Origin of the sequence: Pseudomonas ficuserectae, from assembly GCF_024584585.1 — a bacterium.
Lineage (GTDB): Bacteria > Pseudomonadota > Gammaproteobacteria > Pseudomonadales > Pseudomonadaceae > Aquipseudomonas > Aquipseudomonas amygdali.
Map to the genome: position 1 here is coordinate 1719389 of NZ_CP085684.1, position 22480 is coordinate 1741868.

Consider the following 22480-nt stretch of genomic DNA (forward strand, 5'->3'; position numbering starts at 1 on the left):
TGAGTAACGAACTTTTATCTGATTCGTTTCGGGCGGCCATGACCGAGTTTTGCGGAGTTGATCTCACTGACTATCCGATGGAAGCCGTTGCGTTTCGCAGCGGGCGCGATGCGCACTACTTGCCGCACGTCGATGCTTCGCTGCCTCGCGGTTTTCGTTTGATCGTCTATTTCAATGCACGCTGGGAGGCAGACTGGGGTGGATTGTTCCGCATTCTCGATCCTTGCGATCATTGCAAAGCCCATCACACCGTTTTTCCTTTGGTTGGCAATGCCAGCATGATAGTCCGCGACGGACACTACGAGGACACGTGGCATGAGGTGACGCGTTTGTCGGGCAAAGAAGTTGTTACCCGCAATACGCTTAACATTACCTACTACGAGCCGGGCACAACGAGTACCGTTCAGTGATGACGACCCATAAAGCACGTGATGCTAAAAAACTGGTTCTTCTCTATGGCCCGCCCGCTGTTGGCAAGTTGACCGTGAGCAAGGAGCTGACGCAGCACCTATCCGCGATTCTTTTTCACAACCACTTGATATTCGACGTGGTCGCCAATTTGCTCCCGCCGGACAGCAGCTTTGAGGACTGCAAGCGGTTCACGTGCAGGCTTCGGCTTAGCGCGATGGAGTTGTTGCTCGAATGCGACGACAGGGTTGTCGTAACAACTTTTTGTTACCGTGGTATTGATGACGACTGGTACATCGACGCCCTGAAGGTGCTGTGCCAGAAATACCAGACGATTCCCTATTTTGTTCAGCTTACGGCTGCCAACGAGCATCTGCTCGATAGGGCGGAGAATGAAGACCGACGAGCATTCAGAAAGGTCAACAGTCGGACATGCCTTGAGGACATTTTGCGGGATAACAATAACTATGCGGCGTCCATACAGGCCATCAACCATATTTGCCTGGATACTTCAACACTTGCGCCTTGGCGTGCTGCGCTCATGCTGATGGACTGGATTAATGGGCGACAGGAATTGTAGCGGCTTGCAATCGAAAACCCGCTTGCTCGCGTTTATGGGCCCTTTCTGGCTCGTTGCGTGTAGGCAAGGGATGCACTCAAGGTACCGAGCCAGTTGCCGGAGGGTGGCGGTTTTCAGCAGACAGTCAGCCCGCCACCACGCGTCTAATAGGGGAGCCTAGATGTAGCGGCTTGCAATCGAAAACGACCGTGCTCGCAATCAGCACACTTTTCGGCTCAGATTAACTGCGACTGACGCAGCCCTCTGGCTCAAATTAGTTGCGAGCGAGCTTGCATTCAACTGCGTCTGCTTGCATTACATCGCTGGCAACTCACATTAGCTGCGAGTGAAAATGAGCGGGGCAGATCGGCAAATCCGCCGCGAGCATTTCGTCGCGCAGTGTGTCCATGTCAGTGGTGTGCTTCCCACTCGACGCATTCGCCGGTTTTGAGTCTGTCTTTGGAACCCAAGAGCCCTTGCGACCACACAATGGATCCGATTAATTCATCCGGGACAGCTAATAGAGCTATGAATCCTCTACAATCTATTCAACACAACATTACAACTCCCCCAATCAGTGGCGGTCAGCCATTAGACGCGGTGGGCCCTCAGGCCCAGCAATCCCATCCTGAAAGGATTTCACCTTCTCAATTGAGCCAAAGCGCTCACCAGGCTCTAGAACGCCTTTCAGCTAATGCCGAACACCAACGCCTTGCATCACTGGTACGCAACGCTCTGCAGGATGGCACATTTCAATTCCAATCCAGTAACGACACGCAAGTAACCTATAAAGCGTCAATCTGTCTGCCAGCTGACACCGATACCGTGAGAACCGACCACTTGATTAATAACGAACTGACGGTTAAGGCCCGATTAAATGATCAATCGGAGTACGACATCGTCAGCGCACATTTGCATGGCTCTTCGAAAGCCATATCCTTCGACGTACCCAGCCCCCCGCCCGCACATGGTTCAGCATCTTCTGTCTTGAGTGAACGGACCCATCTAGGTATGAGTCGCGTTCTCTCACAAGATGCAGTAGACAGCAGTAGCCTGGAAACTCCGAGCTCGCCAGACCATTCTCGTCCGCCATCACAGCCAAAGCCCGTGCATATCGGGTCGGTCCGCAGGGACTCTGGTAGCCTTGTTTCCGATAACCCGGTAGTACAGGCCCTGCTATCGTTTGCGCAGGCCGACCAGGCATTTCCACCACAGGCCGCGAGCATTGCCGGGGTCCAGCTGGAAATGCGGCCACGTCGGGATATTGAGAAAGCACTTGAGGAATTCAAAGGCGCCTTCACGGTGGAGAAGGCGCAACTGATGTCCGGTACCAACTCGTCGGAGCGGGTAGATGAGGATGTCAACGCAGACATCCATATCCCTTTATTGCTCAAGGCCATCGAGCGGGGGGCTGCGGCATTTGGTCCAAACGCATCGATCGACCGGAATAGCGCGAAAGCGTTTCTCGCCTCATGTGCTCCCAAGATCACGTCCAATGACGATTTCCTCTCCGAGTTCATCAACCAGAAACTCAAGGGGGATGACGATCTTCAAGTTCGCTTGGGCGCACAGGAATTGTTGCATGTAGCCACCAAGAAGGAATTCCAGCTCGGCGGTCTAGCCGGCAGCATCGGGGTCAGCAGCATACTCGGCTCGGCATGGGAGCTTGGCGCTTCTGAGCTGTTGAAAAATGCCATCTTCGGCAAAAATTTCTCACCGAGCCAATATGCCCTGCAATTGGCTGGAATCGATTCAGTGCCTCCTTTGATTATCGAGTCCATGGACACCATGTGCGTACTTGCCATCATCAAGGGCATGAAAGGTGAGGAGTGGTCCATGAGCGATCTACTTCCCAAGGCGTTGAAGGCCGGTGCCATTTCCTCGGTGGTGTCATTCCCCAATAATGTTTTGCAGTACGCAGGTTTCAAATCCAAAGTCGGCGATCTTGCGGCAAACTCAATGACAACTGAAGCGGCCATCTTTGGCGCCGCCTCCGGTATTCCACCCGAGGTCAAGGAAAGTGAAGAGCTGATGCGTGCTGGCTTATTCCAGAGCATGAAGGACGGCGTGATGGCTCATCCAGGCGAGGGGGCGGACACCAAAAAGACGATTGAGCGGATGACGCGCCATGCGCTGGATATCGCTCCGGGCGAAAGCACCGCTGTCAAGTCTATGGGGCTCGCATCGATTGTCGGGATGATTCCACTGATTGCCAGCAACAAGGCAACCGGGCTGCTGTCGGAACAGGTACTGCGTATTTTCCGGAGCGCCGTCTTCAATCCAATCGAAGCCATCGCTCTGAACGCGTTGGCGCTTGGCGGGCGTGTCAACGTTCCCGGGCTATTTGATTCCGACAATGCCAAGCATGCACGCGTGGCACAAACCATCCTTGCGCGGGCCAGCCAGCACATGGAAGCTGGAGACCGTGACATTTCCGCAGAGGAGCTACATCAAATGCTGGCTCCCCGGAGCGAGTTCCTGCGCCATGTGGGATCTGCGATTGTCAACGGCATGAATGCCAGCTTTGAGGCAATTCCCGCCCTGGTTCGGAAGCTTGGATACGGTGAGGCTCCATTGGCCGAACGTATTCCGTATCAAGACCTGGCTGTGCCCGACACGTCGCGGCAGCCCGCACCCTGAATCATAGTCGACGCGACCTACTGGACTTCACGAGCAGCAGTCAGGCGGGTAGCATGGTTTTTCACCGTGCTACCCTCGCCATCGCGGATGCTCCCACATTTGTCGGCACTACGGGTCAATCTGGGGCTACCGTCGACTGGACAAGCGCAGATTTGGCTAAAGCGGACATCAATAACTTTGCTTTCTCTGGATGCGTCACATCATCTGGACCTACTTGCTCTACAACACCAAATCCCTCTGTGTGTATAGCTTTTGGTTTAAATAGCAGTTTTGCCGCCCCTGGCACTGAGGCCAGTAATGTCAGAGGATCATACAGGTTTAGCTTCGTCACCTTAGGCCAGATATCTTCAAACGAACTCTCTTTATTTTTATCCAGTTGTGCTGCTTCAATCTGTGCATTCGGCATGAACGTCCGAAAGAACCATGAGTCATCCAACCCGGGAAGCAATCCAGCTTGAATACCTTCCCAGAGGCCTTTCAACGCACTCTTCTGAACGTCTCTCAGGTAGTGGCCTACTGGATGTCCGCTCCCCGCTATCCCTTCGTAAAATGAAGGCGAAACCGCCGTTTTATAGGCCGCCTCCTTTGTCACTATACGAAGTGGAATGCCAAGCTCCTGCGCTTTCCGATAAAGACTGCGCGCAGCATCCATGTCGGTCGCATTGTTGTAAGCGCGTGCATCAGGCTGTACAAAACCATCTGCGTCCTTTAAGGAAGGTCTGAAGTAGCCGGATGTTTTCCGGCTACCGAGTCCTCAGCACTTTTCAAAAAACGATGCATGTCGAAATTTGCTCAATTATCTTCGCTTTTTAGCTCTTTCGGCCGCTGCAAAGCCTTTTGCGGTAACCATTTCCTGCATTACACGCGCACCTCTCCTGCGCTCGCCAACAAATGTCGACGGGCCATCCACAGGTTTGACAGGGCGAACAACGTCACCATCTGCGCGGTGTTCTTGGCCAAGCCCCGAAAGCGCACTTTTTCATAGCCAAACTGGCGTTTGATGACCCGAAACGGATGCTCGACCTTGGCGCGAACCTGGGCCTTGGCCTTCTCGATTTTGCGGATCGCCTTGTACAAAATACTGCGTTTTCCGTGCTTTTTGTAAGTGCTGCGGCGGGCGGCAATCTGCCAAATGACCTTGCGCCCAGCGTGTTCTTCGCGCTTCTCGACCCCGGTGTAACCTGCGTCGGCGCAGACTACGTTTTCCTCGCCGTGCAGCAGTTTGGCAACCTGCGTGACGTCTGCCACATTGGCCGCTGTTACTACCACGCTGTGCACCAGGCCTGACTCGTCGTCGGCGCCGATGTGAGCCTTGGCGCCGAAATAGTACTGGTTACCTTTCTTGGTTTGATGCATCTCAGGATCGCGTTTGCCATCCTTGTTCTTGGTCGAACTGGGCGCGTGAATCAGCGTGGCATCGACGATGGTGCCTTGACGCAACGACAAGCCACGGTCGCCCAGATAACCATTAATTACGCCGAGAATCCCGGTCGCCAACTCGTGCTTTTCCAGCAGACGACGGAAGTTGAGAATGGTGGTTTCGTCTGGAATTCGCTCCAGGCTCAGGCCTGAAAACTGACGCAGGATGGTCGTCTCATACAGCGCTTCTTCCATCGCCGGATCGCTGTAGCCGAACCAGTTCTGCATCAGATGAACACGCAGCATCGCCATCAGTGGGTAGGCGGGCCGGCCACCTTCTCCTTTTGGATAATAGGGCTCAATCAGGGCAATCAAACCTTTCCAGGGCACCACCTGATCCATCTCGATCAGGAACAATTCCTTACGGGTCTGCTTGCGCTTGCCGGCATACTCGGCGTCGGCGAAGGTCATCTGTTTCATCATCGAAAAGCTCGGCGACTGGTGTCCGGAGATTTTGCCAAATTAGGAAGTCTTTTTCAGAGTTTCCTTAGCGATTGGGGTTTGGTATCGAAGCCTTGGCCGCTTTCGCCTGGCTATCGCTCTTCAAGTGATTGCGCATCAGCACCGGGCCAAAAAGCGCAAGCGGTACGAGCAACACCATCGGGAAGAACAGCAAGCGCTCAATACCGAAGAAATTCACGACCGTAGCGATCGCGGCAGGCCCCAATAGCATGCCTGAGTACCCGATGCAGTTCACGATGCCGATGTTCCGACCTGCATTGAGCGGGTCTTTACGTCCAGCGCTGGATAGCATCAGCGGGGCGATGCAGGACAGGCCAAGGCCGAAAAGCGCGAACCCGATGACGCCGTAGACGACACTGTGACCAACCACAGTGATGATCAGTCCCCCGATCGCAAGGACAGCGCTCAGCAACACAACCTTTGAGGCACCGATCTTCTCAGCAAGACGATCACCGATGAGGCGACCGAAGCACTCTGCGCCGATAAACACCGAGACGGCCATGCCGGCTGTGGAGACTGGCGTTTCAAGCACTCGACGAATATACTCCTGCCCCCAGTCCGCAATGGCAGACTCACCAACCATACTTCCCAGCAACAGAACCCCGAAGCCGATCATGAGCAGAATAATGGCTTTTGCTTGAGTACCAGTGCTGGAGGAGGGCTGTTGAACCGGTGCGCTTTCCTCGGAGAACTCAGGCGCGACATCATGTTTGTCGAGCATGAAGTGTCCTACGACCAGACCGATCACCAGCATGGCCCCGCCCAGCACGCTGAACGGTACTTGAGCGCTGTTGGTGAAGTGCTCGGCGAAGGCGCTACCAATCATCCCCAGGAGAAAGCCTCCCAGCGAATAGAAGGCATGAAACGCTGACATGATGGGGCGGCGATAGAAGCGCTCCACCTGTACCCCGTGGGTGTTGAACGCGGTATCAATGGCGCCTCGCAGAAGGCCAAGCACGATTCCGCAACCCAAGGCAAAGTGAAAGCCAGTTGCGAAGCCGAGCGGGATGATGGACAGCGGGTACCCGACCGCTGTCACGTAGATCACCTTCTTGGAGCCGAAAACGTCCAGGAATTTCCCGATCAGAAATGAGCCTGCAGCACTGCCCACGCCGATCCCGAAGGCGATGATCCCAAAGTCAACGTCGCCGGCGTCTCCGCTCAAGCCCAGCTGTTCGCGGAATGCAGTCACACCAGTCGACCAGATGTACATCATGGCGCCGACCATCATGAAGCCGGCGAACGTAGCAATCCGCGCGCGGCGGATGCGTGGTGTGACCAGAGCGTTATCTCTTGTAGTCATGTTGATAGTTCCTAGCTGAAATGCCTTGTCTGTTACCTGAGCTCACACTCGGAAATCGCCGGTCAGTTGTTTATTCGGGTCCTTCGAATGTGGAAGCCACTCTCAGAGCATTCGCGGCAATCGTCAGCGCAGGGTTCACGGCTGCCGATGATGGGAAGGACGAACTGTCCACAATCCAGACATTGTCGAGGTCGTGCATCTTGCAGTTGGTGTCGACAACGCTTTTGGATTTGTCCGTGCCCATCACTGCAGTCCCGCACTGGTGTGAATTGGTGGCAATACCCATGCGTTCAGTAAGAACCAGTGGGTAACCCGCCTTTTTCATCACGGCGGTAGTTTTCTCAACCAGGCGCTCATGCGCGGTAAGGTTGTTCGGTGTCCAATGAACCTTGATCGAATTCCGGCTCTCGTCATAAACCACGCGGTTTTCTTGCGTAGGGATGTCTTCCGAGGTCAGGTACAGGTCAACGCTGTGATTGGTAATGAACTGAGAAACGATCTTTGGAATCCAGGGGCGCATCGGGCTGATCATCGGCTCCCGAATCTTGCCGAGCATCTGCACGTTTCCGAGCGGGAAGGCGTTCTCTGAGCCAGCGTGGTACCAATCGTTGATGGCCAGCGTTTTCTGGAAGCGCACGTTGTTCTTGCGAAGCGGATCGACTGCGATCATGAACGTGCTGTTGTGCACCATGTAGTTCCTGCCCAACTGATCAGAGCTGTTGCCCAATCCGTTGGGGTGCTGCTCCGTGCGAGACTTGAACAACAGTGCTGCAGTGTTAACTGCCCCGCAAGCCACAGCCACACGCCTCGCCACGATATGAATCGCTTTCCCATCCCGCTGGCCCATGGCAGCGGTGACTCGTTTGCCATCTTCAGAGGTGACCAGGCGATCGATCTTGGTACGGGTGATCAGCTGCACGTTGTTTTGATTCAGCGCGGGTCTGAGCGCGGACATCTCGGCGTCGGCTTTCGCGTCGAGCATGCAAGGATAGCCGTCGCACGTGGAGCACAAAACGCAGCCACGATCCGCGCCGTAATCCACTGCCGCTGGCATAGCGAAAGGACGCAGGCCGCTTCGGCGCATCGACGTTTCGAGTCGTGCCAACGCGGGGTCATGAGTCAGTCCGGGCCACGGATACGGTTCGGAACGCCACGGATCAGTCGGATCCTGGTTAGCATTACCATGTACCTTGTACAGCGCTTCGGCTTGGCAGTAGAAGGGTTCCATCTCCGCATAGGAGATCGGCCAACCTGGTGCTACACCCTCAGCGTGCTGTACGTCCAAAAAGTCCGCCTCGCGAAAGCGAGGAAGCATTGCCCCGTAAAATTTGGTGTTTCCGCCAACGTAGTAGAACACCCCAGGAGAGAAGGGGTTGTTGTCCCGGTCTAGCCACTGCTCGGCGTTTCGATAGCGGCCTTGGCCGAATACCGATTCCGCTTCCCAGTTTTGTACTTCATGGGGCAGAAAATCACCCCGCTCGACGATCAGGACATTGATCCCTTTTTGTCCCAAGGCGTGGGCCAGGGTAGACCCACCCATGCCTGATCCGATGATCAGGACGTCGCATTCGATTTTGCCATGTTCATCCGGCTCCGCGGTCTGAATGAAGCGCCGGCTGGCCGGCGCTCCTTCCAGAGGGGCAGAAGCTGAATGAGTTGAGATCAGATCGCTGCTCATCTTTTCTGCCCTAGTGCTTACAGGTGCTGTTCGGTATTACGGATTTGCCAGTATTCATCCTGACGTTCGTCAGTGATGTATTCCGGTACCGGGAAGTCCCACCAGCCTGGAACCCACGGGCCGGCGGCGTCACGGTCGGTTGGTACCTCAATCAGGACGGCTTCGTTCGCTTCCAGTGCCTGCTGCAGAATCGGCTCAAGTTCTTCGTTGCTGTTGACCTTGAACGACTTCAGCCCGAACGCTTTGCCAAGTGCTTCGAAGTCCGGTGAGTACGGCTGGCCATCCGGAGTGGTGAACTCGCTACCCAGGTGACGGCTGGTCTGCTTACGTTGACCGCCGCGAATGGACATGTAGCCCGCGTTGTTCTGGATAAGGAAAATCACCGGGATGTTGTTGGTTTTGCAGATGGCAATTTCTTGAGAGTTCATCAAGAAGTCGCCGTCCCCAAGCAAGCAAACCACGGGCTGGTTTGGCGCGGCCAGTTTTGCACCGATAGCCGCCGGAACGGCCCAACCCATCGACGAGAAGCCGCCGGAGGTGAGGTGGGTGCGTGGCTGATACACAGGGAACGTCTGTTTAACCGCACCCTGGGTGTTGCCGGAGCCAACTACAACGATGGTGTCGCGTGGGAAGACTTTACGCAGCGCACCCAGAGGACGCTGGGAGGTGAACGGAAAGCGATCGGAATCACGGCGACCGGCCAGCTTCGTTTCCCACTCGTCCTGAGCCTGCTTGAGGTCGGCCAGGTACTCTGTGCGGTCAACGGTCTCGCTGGCGAGCTCTTCCACGATGTGAGCCAGAGCGTACTTGGCGTCCGAGACGATGCCGACGGCGACTGGGTAGTTTTTGCCGATCTCATGCGGGTCGATGTCGATGTGGATCAGGCGACCTGGTGGGATCGAGAAGGTGACGCCTTTGGCGTAGCTGGACGACGACCAGTCGGTGAAGCGGCAGCCCACGGCAAGAATCACGTCCGCACTGGAAGCCATCTTGTTACCGCACAGCGTACCGGTCTGACCTACGCTACCGGCGAACAGGGCGTGATCTTCAGGGAAGCCACCTTTGCCGTTCCAGGTGGTGACCACAGGAATCTTCCAGGCTTCGGCCAACGCGAGTACTTCGAGGTGGGCTTCACCCGTGATGACACCACCGCCGATAACGATGATTGGGCGCTTGGCTTCGCGCAGAACCTGCGCAGCTTTGCTGACCGCTGCAGGGGCGGGGAACACCTTGCCGACAGGGATGCGCTGATCAAGATCGTGCAGGGTGACTTCAGCCGCTTCAGCCTGGACATCCATCGGGATTTCGATGTGTACAGGGCCTGGACGGCCAGTCAGCATCGAGCTGAAAGCACGGTGCATGATGAAGGGCATTTCTTCGGTACGGGTGGCTACCCAGTGGCGCTTCGAAACAGCCTCAGCGATTTTCGGGAAATCGTTGTCGGTATAACGCTCCAGCTCTTGCAGAAGACCGTGGCCGCGCATGTGAGTGGGTGGCCCGCCGGTGATCAGCATGCAGCTGGTCGAGTCGGTGTAGGCAGTGGCCATGCCGATTACGGTGTTGGTCGCACCGGCACCGATGGAGGTGACGGCGGCCATTGGCTTACCGGCAACACGGTAATAACCATCGGCAAGGTGAACCGCGCTCTGCTCGTGGAATACCTGGATGAACTTGAGCTTGGACTCTTCCTCCATGAAAGCGTCCATCAAAGTCCAGATACCATGGCCTGGAATACCGGCAACGTACTCGACGCCGTAGTTTTTCAGCGTTTGAGCAACCACTTGGCTGGCTGTTAATTTAGGCATGCGATAGCACTCCCATTGTTGATAAGAAGTTAAAAGTTCAGAACCCAATCACTGGTTTTGAATCGATTTACAGCTTGATTTACAGGCGCTTACTTTCTCGCGGCCCACACGAGGCCCTGTTTGGTCAGGCGGCGAATGTTTGGGTCGGCGAGATTGCTGGTGTCATGTCCAATGGAGTGGTAGAAAACCCGGCCTTCACCCCAATTGCGTACCCAGGCCACTGGGCTGCGGTGACCTTTCAGCCACGGCATCGGGTTTCCATCGAACGTGGTTTCTGCCAAGACGTGGATGTTTGGGTCGACTTGCATGTAGTACTGCTCGGAGCGGACTTCGAAGTCCTCAACCCCCGTAGTTACCTCATGGTCTTTATCAACGAAGTTGACCATGTATGGATGTGGGTAGCCTTCACCCGCCGGGTGCTCTAAGAAAGAACCACCCAGCATGAAGTGGTATTTAAGGCTGCTTCGGAAAGCGGCGCCGGCGCCATGCCAACCAACCAGGCCTACACCGCTCTCCACCGCTTCAGACAGATGGCGCTCTTGGGATGCGGTCAACGTCTCGGTGGTGACTGCGTTGTTCCAACCGATGATCACAACGTCATAGCTTTTAAGGTCACGATCCAATGTGAAGATGTCGGTCGATTCCTCAACATCCCACTCAAGCTCCTTGAACAGCTCGCGGGCCCACGCCGCGATTTCATACGGGTAATGCCCTGGCCATCCGCCGTAGAGATAAAGTGCACGCGTCACAGTTGCATCCTCCGAATTACTCATAGGTGAAACACTTTGGTTTCAAAAAAATGCGCGCTGGTACCTGACCTACGAGCGCGCGAACGCCGTGCCATGAGTCCGGCAAAACAACTAAAGAAATTGGAGTAATACCCCCGCGACCTGTTTGGCGGGTGGGAGAGCTACGTCGGGGGATTGGTCGTGAGAATCATGGAAGTGCTCCTAAGCCAATGTGATATGCGATAGCTGCATCTCGCTCCTGTGGAGCGGAACGCAACTGCGAACGTATCTGCCTGCCGTCGGAGGGCATGGGAGAGAGAACGCGGGCGTACTGGCAGTTGAAGCTGAAATGACGCGGGTCTGGCATCTCATCTTGGCGTGAGACGTCCACGTGGCCGGGGTGTAGCGGGTTGTAGCGACGCACTCTTGGGACAGGGCTAGTCATGGCGTACCTCTTATTTTTCTTTGGTTATACGTATAACCTTTTTCGCTACAATATCACCGATGATGACGTTGTCAATCCCCCGTTGAGTGAAAGGTTTTCGCCTATGGGGTAACGGGTTAAAGGAAATAGGCGGCTTGAGCAAGAGTGCATGCGGCTTAGTTTCTCTATACGATATACTTGTTTAAGTACATGATTTATATAGGGTAAAACCTAGATCTATTGGCTGTTTTTACCCCCTGTCAATGGGGAGTGGGGGAGCCGCTCACTCGCAGCAGAACGGATCAAGGCTGCCACCCATCAGTTGAAAAACGACAGATGGTTATACGTATGTTATAAAGGCAGTTGGCTTGCGAATCTGGCGAGAGTCCTCTGCGGTGGCCTCCAGTACCCTCCGAATCCGGTGGTCTATGGGGCGGAGTGATAGACTTCTGCGTTTTGCGTTTTGAATTGCGGCTGATGACCCGACTCGCACTGGCGAATCGCTCACTTGGCGTTCGTTGATGGCGAGTTAGGAGGGAAAAGACGGTAATGGTATCAATGAAAGACGTAGCCAAGGAGGCGGGTGTCTCCCAGCCGGCGGTGTCGTATGCCTATAGCGGGTCGAACAAAATCTCTGCATCTCAACGAGAGCATATTTTTTCAGTCGCTGAACGGTTGGGATATCCAGGGCCTAGCGTTCGTGGGCAAATGCTCAAGTCTGGTCGCGTAGGTGCAATCGGCTTGGTCGTTATGGGCCAATTGTCATACGCTCTGGAAGACCCGTGGGCCGTCTCGCTTCTGAAGGGAATCAGCCGTGTCAACGAGTTGGCCAACGTAGCACTCACTCTGTTTCCGATGAATAGCAGCAAGCTTGAGGAGGGTGGGGCTGAGTCCAATCTTGCCGTTCGGGGTTTGGTAGATGGGTTGATCATTTCGACGCTTCCCGATGATCATCCGCTCGTCCAGTTCATCATCGGTCGGAAAATCCCGGTGGTGGTCGTCGACTCTCCGCGCATACCTGGTATCGACTATGTTGGCATTGATGACCGCTCAGCAGCCAAGAGTCAAATCGACCATTTACTGGCATTAGGGCATCGAAAGATTGGTGTGCTGATAGAGCGGCTGCGACCTGATGGGTACAGTGGTGTGGTCTCACGCACTCGCTTCGAGCAGTCCACTGAAATGATCGCGCGTGAGCGTCTGGCGGGATATCTGGAGGGCGCCGCTGAAGCCGGGCTGTCCTACGAGGATCTCGATATCGTCGAGGCGGGTGGGTTTACCCAGGCACTGGGTGAGCAGGCTGCGAAGTCGATGTTGCAGCGCCAAGAGGTCACAGCTGTGGTCGCGTGCTCCGATGTCATGGCTTTGGGGTGTCTCTCGGCAGCTAAGGCATTGGAGTACAAAGTGCCAGAGAATCTCTCGGTCATCGGGTTTGACGATATTCCTGAAGCGGCTCGCTTTGACCTCACCACAATCCGTCAGCCACTGGTGGAGAAGGGGGAATGGGCTGCACGGGTACTGACTCAGATTATTGAAACACCTCGTGATGAAGGCGCTGAAGCGAATATCAAGATTTATCCTACGAGGCTAATTGTCCGAGGGACAACTTCGCCTATTGGCTAGTTCTGCAGCGTACAGCACGATAATACTGGTTTGTATCGCAAGTAGTTATAAGGCCGGATTGAGCGTTAAACGACCTCGATCCGCCTGCGGGACGGCTTTGTCTGCTGCTTTATTTTAAATTTATTGGAGAGGGTGCGAGTTCTATGAGCAGCTTGCGGGAGCACTTCGTTTCAAGCAAAACGCTGAGTGCGGCACGTATTACTTTTTTTATATCCGGGATAGGCATGGGGGCTTGGGCCCCTCTGGTGCCCTTCGCGCGTGACCGTGCCAGCCTGGACGAGGCGAGCTTGGGAATGCTGCTCTTTTGCTTGGGAGCAGGATCCATGCTGATGATGCCCTTTGTGGGGCGGGTAGCAGGCCGGATTGGCTGCAGAAACACAATGCTGTTGGCCTGTGTCGGGATAGCGATTAGCTTGGTTGGCCTTTCAATGGCTGGATCGTTCTGGCTGTTGGTCGCGTTTCTCCTGCTGTTCGGCGCGTCTGTGGGGACGGCTGACGTAAATATGAACCTGCAAGGCTCTGTCGTGGAGCGACATTTGGGGAAGTCCTTGATGTCAGGTTTTCATGGGCTTTTCAGTGTGGGCAACATCTTCAGTGCAGTGGTACTTAGCGGTCTGCTCTGGTGCGGGCTCTCCCCGACTGCGGCAATTGGTGTGTTGATTGTTCTGTGCGCCACAATGCTGGCTTACTTTGCAAAGCATATGCTCCCTTATGCAGAGAGCGAGAGGGCTGAAGGTAAATCGAAGGTAAGCGGGTTGGCGATTTTGCTGGGAGGGCTCTGCTTTGTGGCTTTTCTGGTCGAAGGTTCCATGCTCGACTGGAGTGCGGTGTTCCTCAAAAGCTTCAGGGATGTCCCAGCCAGCAATGCGGCCATCGGTTATGCAGCATTCTCGACGATGATGGCAGTGGGGCGCCTGACAGGAGACCGCGTAGTCGGGTGGCTGGGTGCCAAGAGGGTCTTGGTGCTTGGCGCTCTACTGGCTATTGCCGGCATGACACTCGCTGTTGCTGTCAACGACGCGTTAGTTTCTGTCCTGGGCTTTGTGATGGTGGGTGCTGGTCTTTCGAACCTGGTGCCGATTTTCTGTTCTCGCGCCGGTCGCCAGACGGACATGCCAGTCGGTCAAGCGCTGGCTACGGTAAATGCGATTGGGTACGCGGGTATCCTGATGGGGCCTGCCCTGATCGGATTCGTGGCTCATCTAACGTCATTGAGCATCGCTCTTGTCATCACGGGGCTGCTGCTTCTGTCCGTGCTGATTACTTCCAAAACAGTGTCCTACGAGATCACTGATCAACGCTGATATCTGAGTAGCAGGGTTCAGTTTGAGCTTGCGGCGGAAACTAAAAAGCCAGGTTAGATCCTAACCTGGCTTTGTGTCAGCTCGGCATTTTCACTGAGCGGGTTCACCGTAACCCACGTGCTTTCCGCCGTAGCGACGTACACGAATGTTCGCTTGTTCGGCGTGGCCTACGAAGCCCTCCATCAAGCACAGGCGAGAGCAGTATTCGCCGATGAGCGTCGATGCTTCGTCGGTGAGTACGCGCTGGTAGGTGCAGGTTTTGATGTACTTGCCGACCCAAAGGCCACCGGTGTAACGCGCCGCTTTGTTGGTAGGCAGCGTGTGGTTCGTGCCGATGACCTTGTCGCCATAAGAGACGTTGGTGCGCGGGCCTACGAACAACGCGCCGTAGTTGGTGAGGTTCTTCAGGAAGTAGTCGTCATCGCGCGTCATGATCTGGACGTGCTCGGAGGCATACTCGTCGGAATAGCGAACCATTTCTGCATAGTCTTCGCAGAGGATGATTTCGCCAAAGTTTTCCCATGCTTGCGCGGCGATCTTCTGGGTAGGCAGCTTCTCCAGCAGGCGCTCCACTTCCTTGAGGGTGGCCAAGGCCAGCTCACGGGAAGTGGTGAGCATGACGGCAGGCGAGTCGACGCCATGTTCAGCTTGGCCAAGGATGTCGGTTGCGCACAGTTCACCGTCCACCGAGTCGTCGGTGATCAACAGAGTCTCGGTTGGGCCGGCGAACAGGTCGATGCCGACGCGGCCAAACAGTTGGCGCTTGGCTTCAGCAACATAGGCGTTGCCTGGCCCTACAATGATGTCTACGGGGGTGACGGACTGAGTGCCCAGTGCCATTGCTGCGACGGCCTGGATACCGCCCAGGCAGTAGATAGCGTCAGCACCGGCCAGGTGCTGCGCGGCGACAATGTAAGGTGCCGGCTTGCCTTGGAACGGAGGTGCAGCAGTGGTGATGTTCGGCACGCCAGCACATTTGGCGGTCACGATGGACATGTGAGCCGACGCCAGCAGTGGGTACTTCCCGCCAGGTACGTAGCAGCCCGCAGCACTCACAGGGATGTGCTTGTGGCCCAGGATAACTCCTGGGACGCTTTCGATTTCGACATCCAGCATGGACTTGCGTTGGGCGTCGGCGAAGCGTCGGACTTGGGCTTGGGCAAAGACGATGTCGTCATGCTCTTGTTGAGTGAGCTTATCCAAGCACTCTTTTACTTCGGCATCGGACAGGCGGTAGTCTGCGCGATCCCAGTTATCGAATTTGACCGAGAGCTCGCGCACAGCAGCATCGCCCCGACGCTCGATGTCCAGCAGGATACGCGATACATCGGTTTTAACTTGTTCATTGCGCTCAACCTGCTGGTCAGCGTGCTTGGCTTTTTTAATCCACTCGGCCATAAATCACCTGGTTGTAATGGCAGATGATCGATTGCCATCTGCATAAGATAAGAGCCATCTAGTCATTGGATGGGCGCTACTGTTGATCCGATGAGTTTCCGGGTATATGTAGTCGCTGATGCCCAGTGTACGCAGAGCGGTAGGCGCTACAATTTCTCAAATCGCAGAGATATGACGCAATGTGACGCACTGGGTACGTACTTATGGCTCACCAAGACGCACATAAGGAATTTTGTGAGTCGAGATGAGCCAGGAATCGGGGGATCACATAGGATCGATGGTAGACGTCCCGGATCCGAGGTAGTCAGCTACTTCTTTGGGGATCGAGGCATCGTCTGGGGCCAACACAGTGGCTCGCTTAATCATTGCTTTGGTGATCAAGCCTTTGGAGATGTAGTTCATTGCGACCTTGGTTGCTACAGGTTGGCGTACCATCGTCGCTGCAATTCCACTGGTCACCCCGAAGATATAACGTTTTGCGTTACGGTTGACGGCTGCAAGATTACTGAATGTAATCTCGTTCTTTTGAATGGTTTCGAAGTCAACCGAGAAAATTCGATTGGCTATCAGGAAGGTAAGGCCATGGTATTTGAAATGATAGTCTATCTTTCCGCTGCCATCTTGGTTGGGGAAACGCTCTAGGTAATAATGCATCAGAACGTTGTTGCGCTCATAAATGCAAAAAATCGATCGGACGATTTTTCCCTTGTAGATCGAAGAGTGCTGGTAGCGTTCGTAAACACCTACAATGTCCGAATGGTTGTTATTATTCCTCTGGATGAGCTCATTGATGAACATGAGCATTTTAGGCGTTTGTACCAAGTTGCGGAAAATGTGGAAGTGTCCGCCCTCCATCATGGAGCGAAAATCATGAGGGTTTGAATAAAGAACGTCTGCACTAAGCCCGAAGAAATTTGCAATTGCTCGCAGGTTGGGCTTCGATGGAGAGTGAGTGCCTGCCAGGTACTTGTTGAATTGCTGGCGATTTATACCTATGCGCCGGCACAGTTCTGCAACTGTGCTACTTTGCTCGCAAAGCATTTTCAAATTTTCTTGAAAGTTATCTTCACTGTCCATGGCTTTTGGTCGACGTCAATTCAAAGTGCCAGTGTAATTTGTTCTGCCTCGGTGGGCAAGCGGCTGGCCCGATAGCTCACGCGTTATATGCATCCCTTAGTGCTTCTGCGAGAACTAACGGATACCCGTATTTTCTAAAATGGGGCTGCTCCGTATAGCTACGATACGAAGCAGCATTGGTCAAGCTGATAAGACTACGAAGCTGTCAGGTTTCAAGTTGAGGGAAACAGCTGTTCCTGGGATCAGTGTATGGCTACCAGGCGTCGGTAACTGTTGACATTTAAGTTCGATATCGCCACTGCCCACAGAGACTCGGTAGATTACTCGGTTGCCGATGAATGAGGTGTCCTTGACTACGCCAAGACACTCATTTTCGAGCGCTGGCTCATTTCCTATGTTTGGACGTAGGGAAATCGTTTCCGGGCGGATAGATACGTTTACAGGGCCTTTGGAAATATCTGTCCCTGCATGCTTGAACTCACCAAAGGGTAGGGCGACGACGTTGCCCGAGTCTTTAGAATTATCAAATGAGCCGTTGACAATGTTGGTATCTCCAAAGAACTTGGCGGTGAATAATGTTTTCGGCTTCCAATACATCTCTTCAGGCTCACCAATTTGCTCAATACCGCCTTTGTTCAAAAGAACAACTCGGTCAGAGAGAATCATGGCCTCGTCTTGGTCATGAGTGACGTATACGAACGTTGTAGAGCTTTCTTCGTGAATACGTTTTATCTCTTCAAGCATATGATGCCTGATCTTCAAGTCCAGAGCGGCGAGAGGTTCATCAAGCAGCAGAACTGCTGGACTATTGACCAGCGCCCGTGCCAGAGCAACCCGCTGGGCTTGACCACCACTCAGCTCTGATATCCACCTGGATTTGAAATTACTGAGTTGCACCATCTCCAAGGCCTTTTCGACTTCAATCCGGATTTCTGCCTTGGGCAATTTCTTCAGGCGTAATCCAAACGCGACGTTGTCGAAGACGTCCAGGTGGGGAAAGAGTGCGTATTTCTGAAATACCATATTAACTGGGCGCTGCTCGGGCGCCAGGTTGGTGGTGTCTTTTCCGTCAATCAACACTTGGCCTGTCGTGGGCGTTTCAAAGCCCGCAATGATGCGCATGAGGGTCGTCTTCCCGCAGCCGCTGGGGCCCAGCAGTGTGAGAATTTCATTTTTTTTGATGGTCAGGTCGAGCTGACCAAGTGCCGTGAGGTTGCCATAGCTCTTGGAGATGCCGCGCAATTCGATACTGTTGATGCTCATGGCTAGGTGTGCTCCAGAGAGTCAGCTGCGTTCAAGTTCTACTTGGTGACGACGGAACTTCATCACGAAGCTCGCCAGCGCCAAAATGATGAGGGTGAGTACCAGCATCGCAACCGATGCGGCATTGATTGTTGGATCTACCGTCCTACGAATCATGGAGAGGATCAGCAGTGGCAAGGTGGAGTCTGAGCCGGTTACAAACACCGTGATCAAGAATTCGTCGAGGGATAACGCTACAGCCAGTATCGCGGCCCCTAAGATCGTTGGCCTGATTATCGGAAAAGTAACCAGCCAGAACGCGGCCATGGGAGATGCCCCCAGATCGCGAGCTGCCTCCTCCAACGAGAGATCGAAATAGCCCAGACGAGATCTCACAGACTCCACGAAGAATGGGAAGGTGAAGAGGGCGTGCCCGATCGTAACTGTAATCAGTGATCGCGGAAGGCCGATCAGTGAGAACAAGATGACGAGCGCGATTCCCAAAAACAGTCCGGGCAGGGCGATGGGAGCGAAGTTCAGGAAGGAAAAAACCTGCTTGAATCTCCCCTTTATACGCATGAGTGCCAGCGCCGAGCAGGTGCCCAGCACTGTCGTGATCATGGTTGAGCCGATTGCCACGATGGCGCTGTTCAGAAGTGCCGATCTGAAGTCGTAACTCGTGAAAATCGCCTCATACCACCGCAAGGAAAAGCCTTCGAACGGAAACGACAGTGCAGGGGTCGCGTGAAAGCTGAAAAGCGTGATAAGCGCTACGGGTGCATATAGAAACACCATGTAGACGTACGTAAAAAGGCGTGTCATGGCTAAGGTGCTCTGTGAGTTAATGGTAGCGTTTGCCAGGCGAAAGATTGAGTATTCGCAACACAGCGAGTAACAGTGCGTATACAGCCATGAATACGAAAAGCAATATAAAGGCCATTGCAGCGCCCAGTGGCCAGTTGCCTACAGTTCTGAACTGGTTTGAGATAAGTAGCCCTGTAGTCATAGCATCGCGGCCACCGAGCAGTTGTGGGGTGATGTAGTCTGCCGCCGCAAGGACAAAGGTGAACATGAATGAACTGACGATGCTTTTATGGGCCATCGGCATGATGACTTTTGTGAACACTGTAAGCTGGCCACCCCCTAAATCAGCACACGCTTCTAGGTAGTCTCGCTTGATATCCCTGAGGCCCGATACAAGCAATAGCAGTGTAAAGGGAAGCATGATATGCACCAGGGTAATGATCACAGAGAACTTGCTGAATACAAGCCATTCCAAGGGGGAGTCAATAATGCCCCATTGAGTCAGTGTGCTGTTAATCACACCGGTCGAGCCAAGGATGGTTCTCCAGGCGAATACCCTAACAAGATAACTTGAAAACCAGGAGATCAAAGCCAAGTACAGGACTGAATCGCCCGGGTTTCGTAGACACCTCCATGCCTTAAACTGAGGCCAATCAGGAGGTGCCATGAGCAACCCACGTTATTCCGAAGAATTCAAAATCCAAGCGGTCAATCAAGTGACCGAAAAGAAGCTGCCTGTCGCTGATGTGGCGGCGCGTCTTGGCGTGTCGACGCATAGCCTCTATGCCTGGATAAAGCGCTACAGCAAACCTCAGGCAGAACGGCAGCAAGACGATGATCAGCACGCTGAACTGCGTCGTCTGCGAGCGGAACTCAAGCGGGTCACTGAAGAGCGAGACATCTTAAAAAAGGCCGCCGCGTACTTTGCCAAGGAGTGCGGCTGAAGTACGCCTTTATCAAGCAGCGCGCGGGCGACTACTCCATTCGACGGCTTTGCCTGACGCTGAAAGTCCATCCCAGTGGTTATTACGCTTGGTTGTCTGAGCCGCAATCTGCACGCGCTAAAGACGACCAGCGATTGCTGGGTTTGATCAAGCACTCGTGGCTGGAGAGCGGCGGAGTTTATGGCTATCGCAAAATCCATGACGACCTGCGCGAGGTCGGTGAAGATTGTGGTCGGCATCGTGTGGCGAGGTTGATGCGTCTTGAAGGTCTGCGCTCTCAGACAGGGTATCGACGTCGCCCTGGAAAGTACGGCGGTAAGCCAGCGGTCGCCTCACCCAATTTACTGAAGCGCGAGTTCGATGTCGTGGAACCCAACAAGGTTTGGGTCACCGACATCACCTACATTCGTACGTATGAAGGCTGGCTGTATTTGGCGGTGGTGCTGGATCTGTTTTCTCGTCAGGTCGTTGGCTGGTCAATGAAGTCGCAGATGACCAGTGATTTGGCCATTGATGCGTTATTGATGGCGGTTTGGAGGCGAAAACCGAAACAAGAGGTGATGGTTCACTCCGACTAGGGCAGCCAGTACAGCAGCTCCGATTGGCGCAGTTTTTTGAAGGCAAACAATTTGGTTGCCAGCATGAGCCGCCGAGGCAATTGTCATGACAACGCCGTGGCTGAGAGCTTTTTCCAGCTTCTGAAACGGGAACGAATCAAGCGGAAAATCTACACCTCACGGCAAGATGCTCGTAGTGATGTGTTCGATTACATCGAGATGTTCTACAACCCAAAACGCCGCCATGGTTTCAACAATCAGCTGTCACCGGTAGAGTTTGAAAAACGTTACGCAATGAGCTTGCAAGGTGTCTAGAGAATCCGGGGCGATTCAATTGTCAGCCTCGTAGCCTGGAATTCGCCACGCTTGGAGGTTGGCTCATTCCAGTCTGCGCTTGAGGTGATGGGCATTCCAGGGGCGGGGATGATCATCCAGTCCGTGATTTTGGTAGGCGTCGCCAGTACCTTGAACTCTGCGATTTTCACTGCTTCCCGTATGGGGTACTCGCTCGCAGTGAGGCGAGATGCACCAAAGTCCTGGGCCACCACCAACAAAGTGGGCGTGCCCAAGGTTTCGATCCTCTGTGCATCGGCGGGCGCCTTGGTTCTGCTGGTCGCGAACTACACCCTGCCACAGACGGTATTGGTACCACTGATCGCAACCATCGGTACCATCGCGCTTGTGATGTATCTGGTGATCGCCGTCAGTCATGTGATCCTACGTAAGCGAGCGATCAAGGCAGGCCAGGAACTCTTGGTCAAATTCCCTGGGTTCCCGGTGCTGTCCTACATCACGATTTTCGCGATTCTTGGCTTCCTTTGCATGATGGCCATCGTGCCAGGCCACCAGACTGTAGTGGTCTAATGGTTCCGGACACTCATTTAGGCGAGAATATCGCCAGATAGAGGTGTCTGATGACCAAACAACGCCGTACCTTTTCCGTTGAATTCAAACGCGAGGCCGCAGGCCTCGTGCTCGATCAAGGCTATAGCCATATCGAAGCCTCCCGCTCGCTTGGGGTGGTCGAATCTGCGCTGCGTCGCTGGGTCAACCAGCTTCAACAAGAGCGCAACGGTGTCACTCCACAGAGCAAAGCCCTCACGCCCGAGCAGCAAAAAATCCAGGAGCTCGAAGCCCGGATCGCCCGTCTTGAGCGGGAGAAATCCATTTTAAAAAAGGCCACCGCGCTCTTGATGTCGGAAGAGCACGAGCGCATGCGCTGATTGATCAGCTCAGTGTCCATGAGCCAATCGAATTGCTGTGCGAAGTGTTCGAGGTACCTCGCTCGTGCTACTACAACCATTGCCTGCGGCGTCGGTCTCCAGACGCCGAGCGGGTTCGTTTACTTAGCCGAGTCAATGAGCTGTTCGGGCAAAGTCGAGGCGCTGCCGGCAGCCGCAGTATCGTGTCGATGATGCAGGCGGATGGCGAGCAAATCGGTCGGTTCAAGGTGCGTAGCTTGATGCGGGAGCTGGGATTAATCAGCAAGCAACCAGGCTCGCATGCTTATAAAAAAGCAACAGTGGAGCGGCCTGACATTCCGAACATTTTGAATCGGGAGTTCGATGTACCCGCGCCCAATCAGGTCTGGTGTGGCGACATCACCTACATCTGGGCGCAAGGAAAATGGCATTACCTGGCGGTGGTTATGGATCTTTACGCGCGTCGGGTGGTGGGCTGGGCGTTTTCGAACAAACCGGATACGGACTTGGTGATCAAGGCGCTGGACATGGCTTATGAGCAACGCGGCAAGCCTCAGGGCCTGCTGTTTCATTCCGACCAGGGCGTCCAATACGGGAGCCGACAGTTTCGCCAGCGGCTTTGGCGATACCGCATACGCCAGAGCATGAGCCGCCGGGGTAATTGCTACGACAACTCGCCGATGGAGCGTGTGTTCCGCAGCTTGAAAACTGAGTGGATACCGACCGTGGGCTACATGACGGTCCAAGAGGCTCAGCGGGATATCAGTCATTACCTGATGCATCGTTACAACTGGATTCGGCCACACCAGTTCAATGATGGAATGGCGCCCGCTCAGTACGAGAAAAACCTTAACGTCGTGTCCGGGATCAGTTGACCACTACACCTGAGCCGCTGGCTCTGAC

17 protein-coding genes and 2 pseudogenes are annotated in these 22480 nt (G+C 54.4%); 8 read left to right on the forward strand and 11 right to left on the reverse strand.

Features of this window, described 5'->3' with window-relative positions; all coding sequences use genetic code 11:
* Positions 1-77 precede the first annotated feature (77 nt).
* From LJU29_RS07615 to hopD1, 3 genes are all read left to right on the forward strand, one after another.
* A complete protein-coding gene (locus LJU29_RS07615; RefSeq protein WP_005760572.1) occupies positions 78-410 on the forward strand; it encodes a 2OG-Fe(II) oxygenase in 333 nt (110 codons plus the stop codon).
* Complete coding sequence (locus LJU29_RS07620) at positions 410-988, forward strand: ATP-binding protein (protein WP_005734277.1); 579 nt, start codon at positions 410-412, stop codon at positions 986-988. The genes LJU29_RS07615 and LJU29_RS07620 overlap by 1 nt, the downstream gene beginning before the upstream one ends.
* A 507-nt stretch (positions 989-1495) precedes the next feature.
* Complete coding sequence (hopD1, locus tag LJU29_RS07625; protein ID WP_257111978.1) at positions 1496-3607, forward strand: type III secretion system effector HopD1; 2112 nt, start codon at positions 1496-1498, stop codon at positions 3605-3607.
* Positions 3608-3722: 115 nt separating this feature from the next.
* Here hopD1 and hopQ1-1 read toward each other — a convergent pair.
* From hopQ1-1 to LJU29_RS07655, 6 genes and pseudogenes are all read right to left on the reverse strand, one after another.
* A pseudogene (hopQ1-1, locus tag LJU29_RS07630) lies at positions 3723-4319 on the reverse strand (type III secretion system effector HopQ1-1); the annotation flags it as partial.
* Between the two features lie 146 nt (positions 4320-4465).
* Complete coding sequence (locus tag LJU29_RS07635; protein WP_054078085.1) at positions 4466-5446, reverse strand: IS5-like element ISPsy2 family transposase; 981 nt, start codon at positions 5444-5446, stop codon at positions 4466-4468.
* A 67-nt stretch (positions 5447-5513) separates the two neighbouring features.
* Positions 5514-6791 carry an MFS transporter gene (locus LJU29_RS07640; protein ID WP_057423489.1) on the reverse strand — a complete coding sequence of 426 codons (1278 nt, stop codon included), beginning with the start codon at positions 6789-6791 and terminating at the stop codon, positions 5514-5516.
* Positions 6792-6861: 70 nt separating this feature from the next.
* Positions 6862-8469, reverse strand: a complete 1608-nt coding sequence (locus tag LJU29_RS07645; RefSeq protein ID WP_257111979.1) for a GMC oxidoreductase — start codon at positions 8467-8469, stop codon at positions 6862-6864.
* Between the two features lie 17 nt (positions 8470-8486).
* Complete coding sequence (locus LJU29_RS07650; RefSeq protein WP_257111980.1) at positions 8487-10274, reverse strand: thiamine pyrophosphate-binding protein; 1788 nt, start codon at positions 10272-10274, stop codon at positions 8487-8489.
* A gap of 89 nt (positions 10275-10363) precedes the next feature.
* Complete coding sequence (locus tag LJU29_RS07655) at positions 10364-11023, reverse strand: ThuA domain-containing protein (RefSeq protein ID WP_057423486.1); 660 nt, start codon at positions 11021-11023, stop codon at positions 10364-10366.
* A 961-nt stretch (positions 11024-11984) separates the two neighbouring features.
* On the opposite strand from LJU29_RS07655, the gene LJU29_RS07660 reads away from it, so the two are divergent.
* Together LJU29_RS07660 and LJU29_RS07665 are read left to right on the forward strand one after the other, a co-directional pair.
* A complete protein-coding gene (locus LJU29_RS07660; protein WP_223886765.1) occupies positions 11985-13049 on the forward strand; it encodes a LacI family DNA-binding transcriptional regulator in 1065 nt (354 codons plus the stop codon).
* Positions 13050-13192: 143 nt separating this feature from the next.
* A complete protein-coding gene (locus LJU29_RS07665) occupies positions 13193-14353 on the forward strand; it encodes an MFS transporter (RefSeq protein WP_122321354.1) in 1161 nt (386 codons plus the stop codon).
* A 90-nt stretch (positions 14354-14443) separates the two neighbouring features.
* On the opposite strand, the gene hisD is transcribed toward LJU29_RS07665, so the two are convergent.
* The 5 genes from hisD to LJU29_RS07690 form a co-directional block, all read right to left on the reverse strand.
* Positions 14444-15751, reverse strand: coding sequence for a histidinol dehydrogenase (hisD, locus tag LJU29_RS07670; RefSeq protein WP_257111981.1), 1308 nt, complete (start codon positions 15749-15751; stop codon positions 14444-14446).
* Positions 15752-16015: 264 nt separating this feature from the next.
* Positions 16016-16828, reverse strand: coding sequence for a helix-turn-helix domain-containing protein (locus LJU29_RS07675; RefSeq protein WP_257111983.1), 813 nt, complete (start codon positions 16826-16828; stop codon positions 16016-16018).
* 180 nt (positions 16829-17008) lie between these two features.
* On the reverse strand, positions 17009-18091 hold the full coding sequence (locus LJU29_RS07680; RefSeq protein WP_057423662.1) for an ABC transporter ATP-binding protein: 1083 nt from the start codon (positions 18089-18091) through the stop codon (positions 17009-17011).
* A gap of 21 nt (positions 18092-18112) precedes the next feature.
* Positions 18113-18892: an ABC transporter permease gene (locus LJU29_RS07685; RefSeq protein ID WP_122321360.1), complete on the reverse strand. Its 780-nt coding sequence runs from the start codon at positions 18890-18892 to the stop codon at positions 18113-18115.
* A gap of 19 nt (positions 18893-18911) precedes the next feature.
* A complete protein-coding gene (locus LJU29_RS07690; protein ID WP_257111985.1) occupies positions 18912-19469 on the reverse strand; it encodes an ABC transporter permease in 558 nt (185 codons plus the stop codon).
* 70 nt (positions 19470-19539) lie between these two features.
* On the opposite strand from LJU29_RS07690, the pseudogene LJU29_RS07695 reads away from it, so the two are divergent.
* The 3 genes and pseudogenes from LJU29_RS07695 to LJU29_RS07705 all read left to right on the forward strand — a co-directional run bounded on the left by LJU29_RS07695 (position 19540) and on the right by LJU29_RS07705 (position 22452).
* Positions 19540-20690, forward strand: a pseudogene (locus tag LJU29_RS07695) (IS3-like element ISPsy29 family transposase).
* Positions 20691-20708: 18 nt separating this feature from the next.
* A complete protein-coding gene (locus LJU29_RS07700) occupies positions 20709-21239 on the forward strand; it encodes an amino acid permease (protein WP_257112699.1) in 531 nt (176 codons plus the stop codon).
* A gap of 50 nt (positions 21240-21289) precedes the next feature.
* Positions 21290-22452, forward strand: a protein-coding gene (locus LJU29_RS07705) for an IS3 family transposase (RefSeq protein WP_122320854.1) whose coding sequence is annotated in 2 segments (ribosomal slippage) — positions 21290-21545 and positions 21545-22452 — 1164 coding nt in all. Because the reading frame shifts where the segments join, the coding sequence is not laid out codon by codon here.
* The last annotated feature ends 28 nt before the right edge of the window (positions 22453-22480 follow it).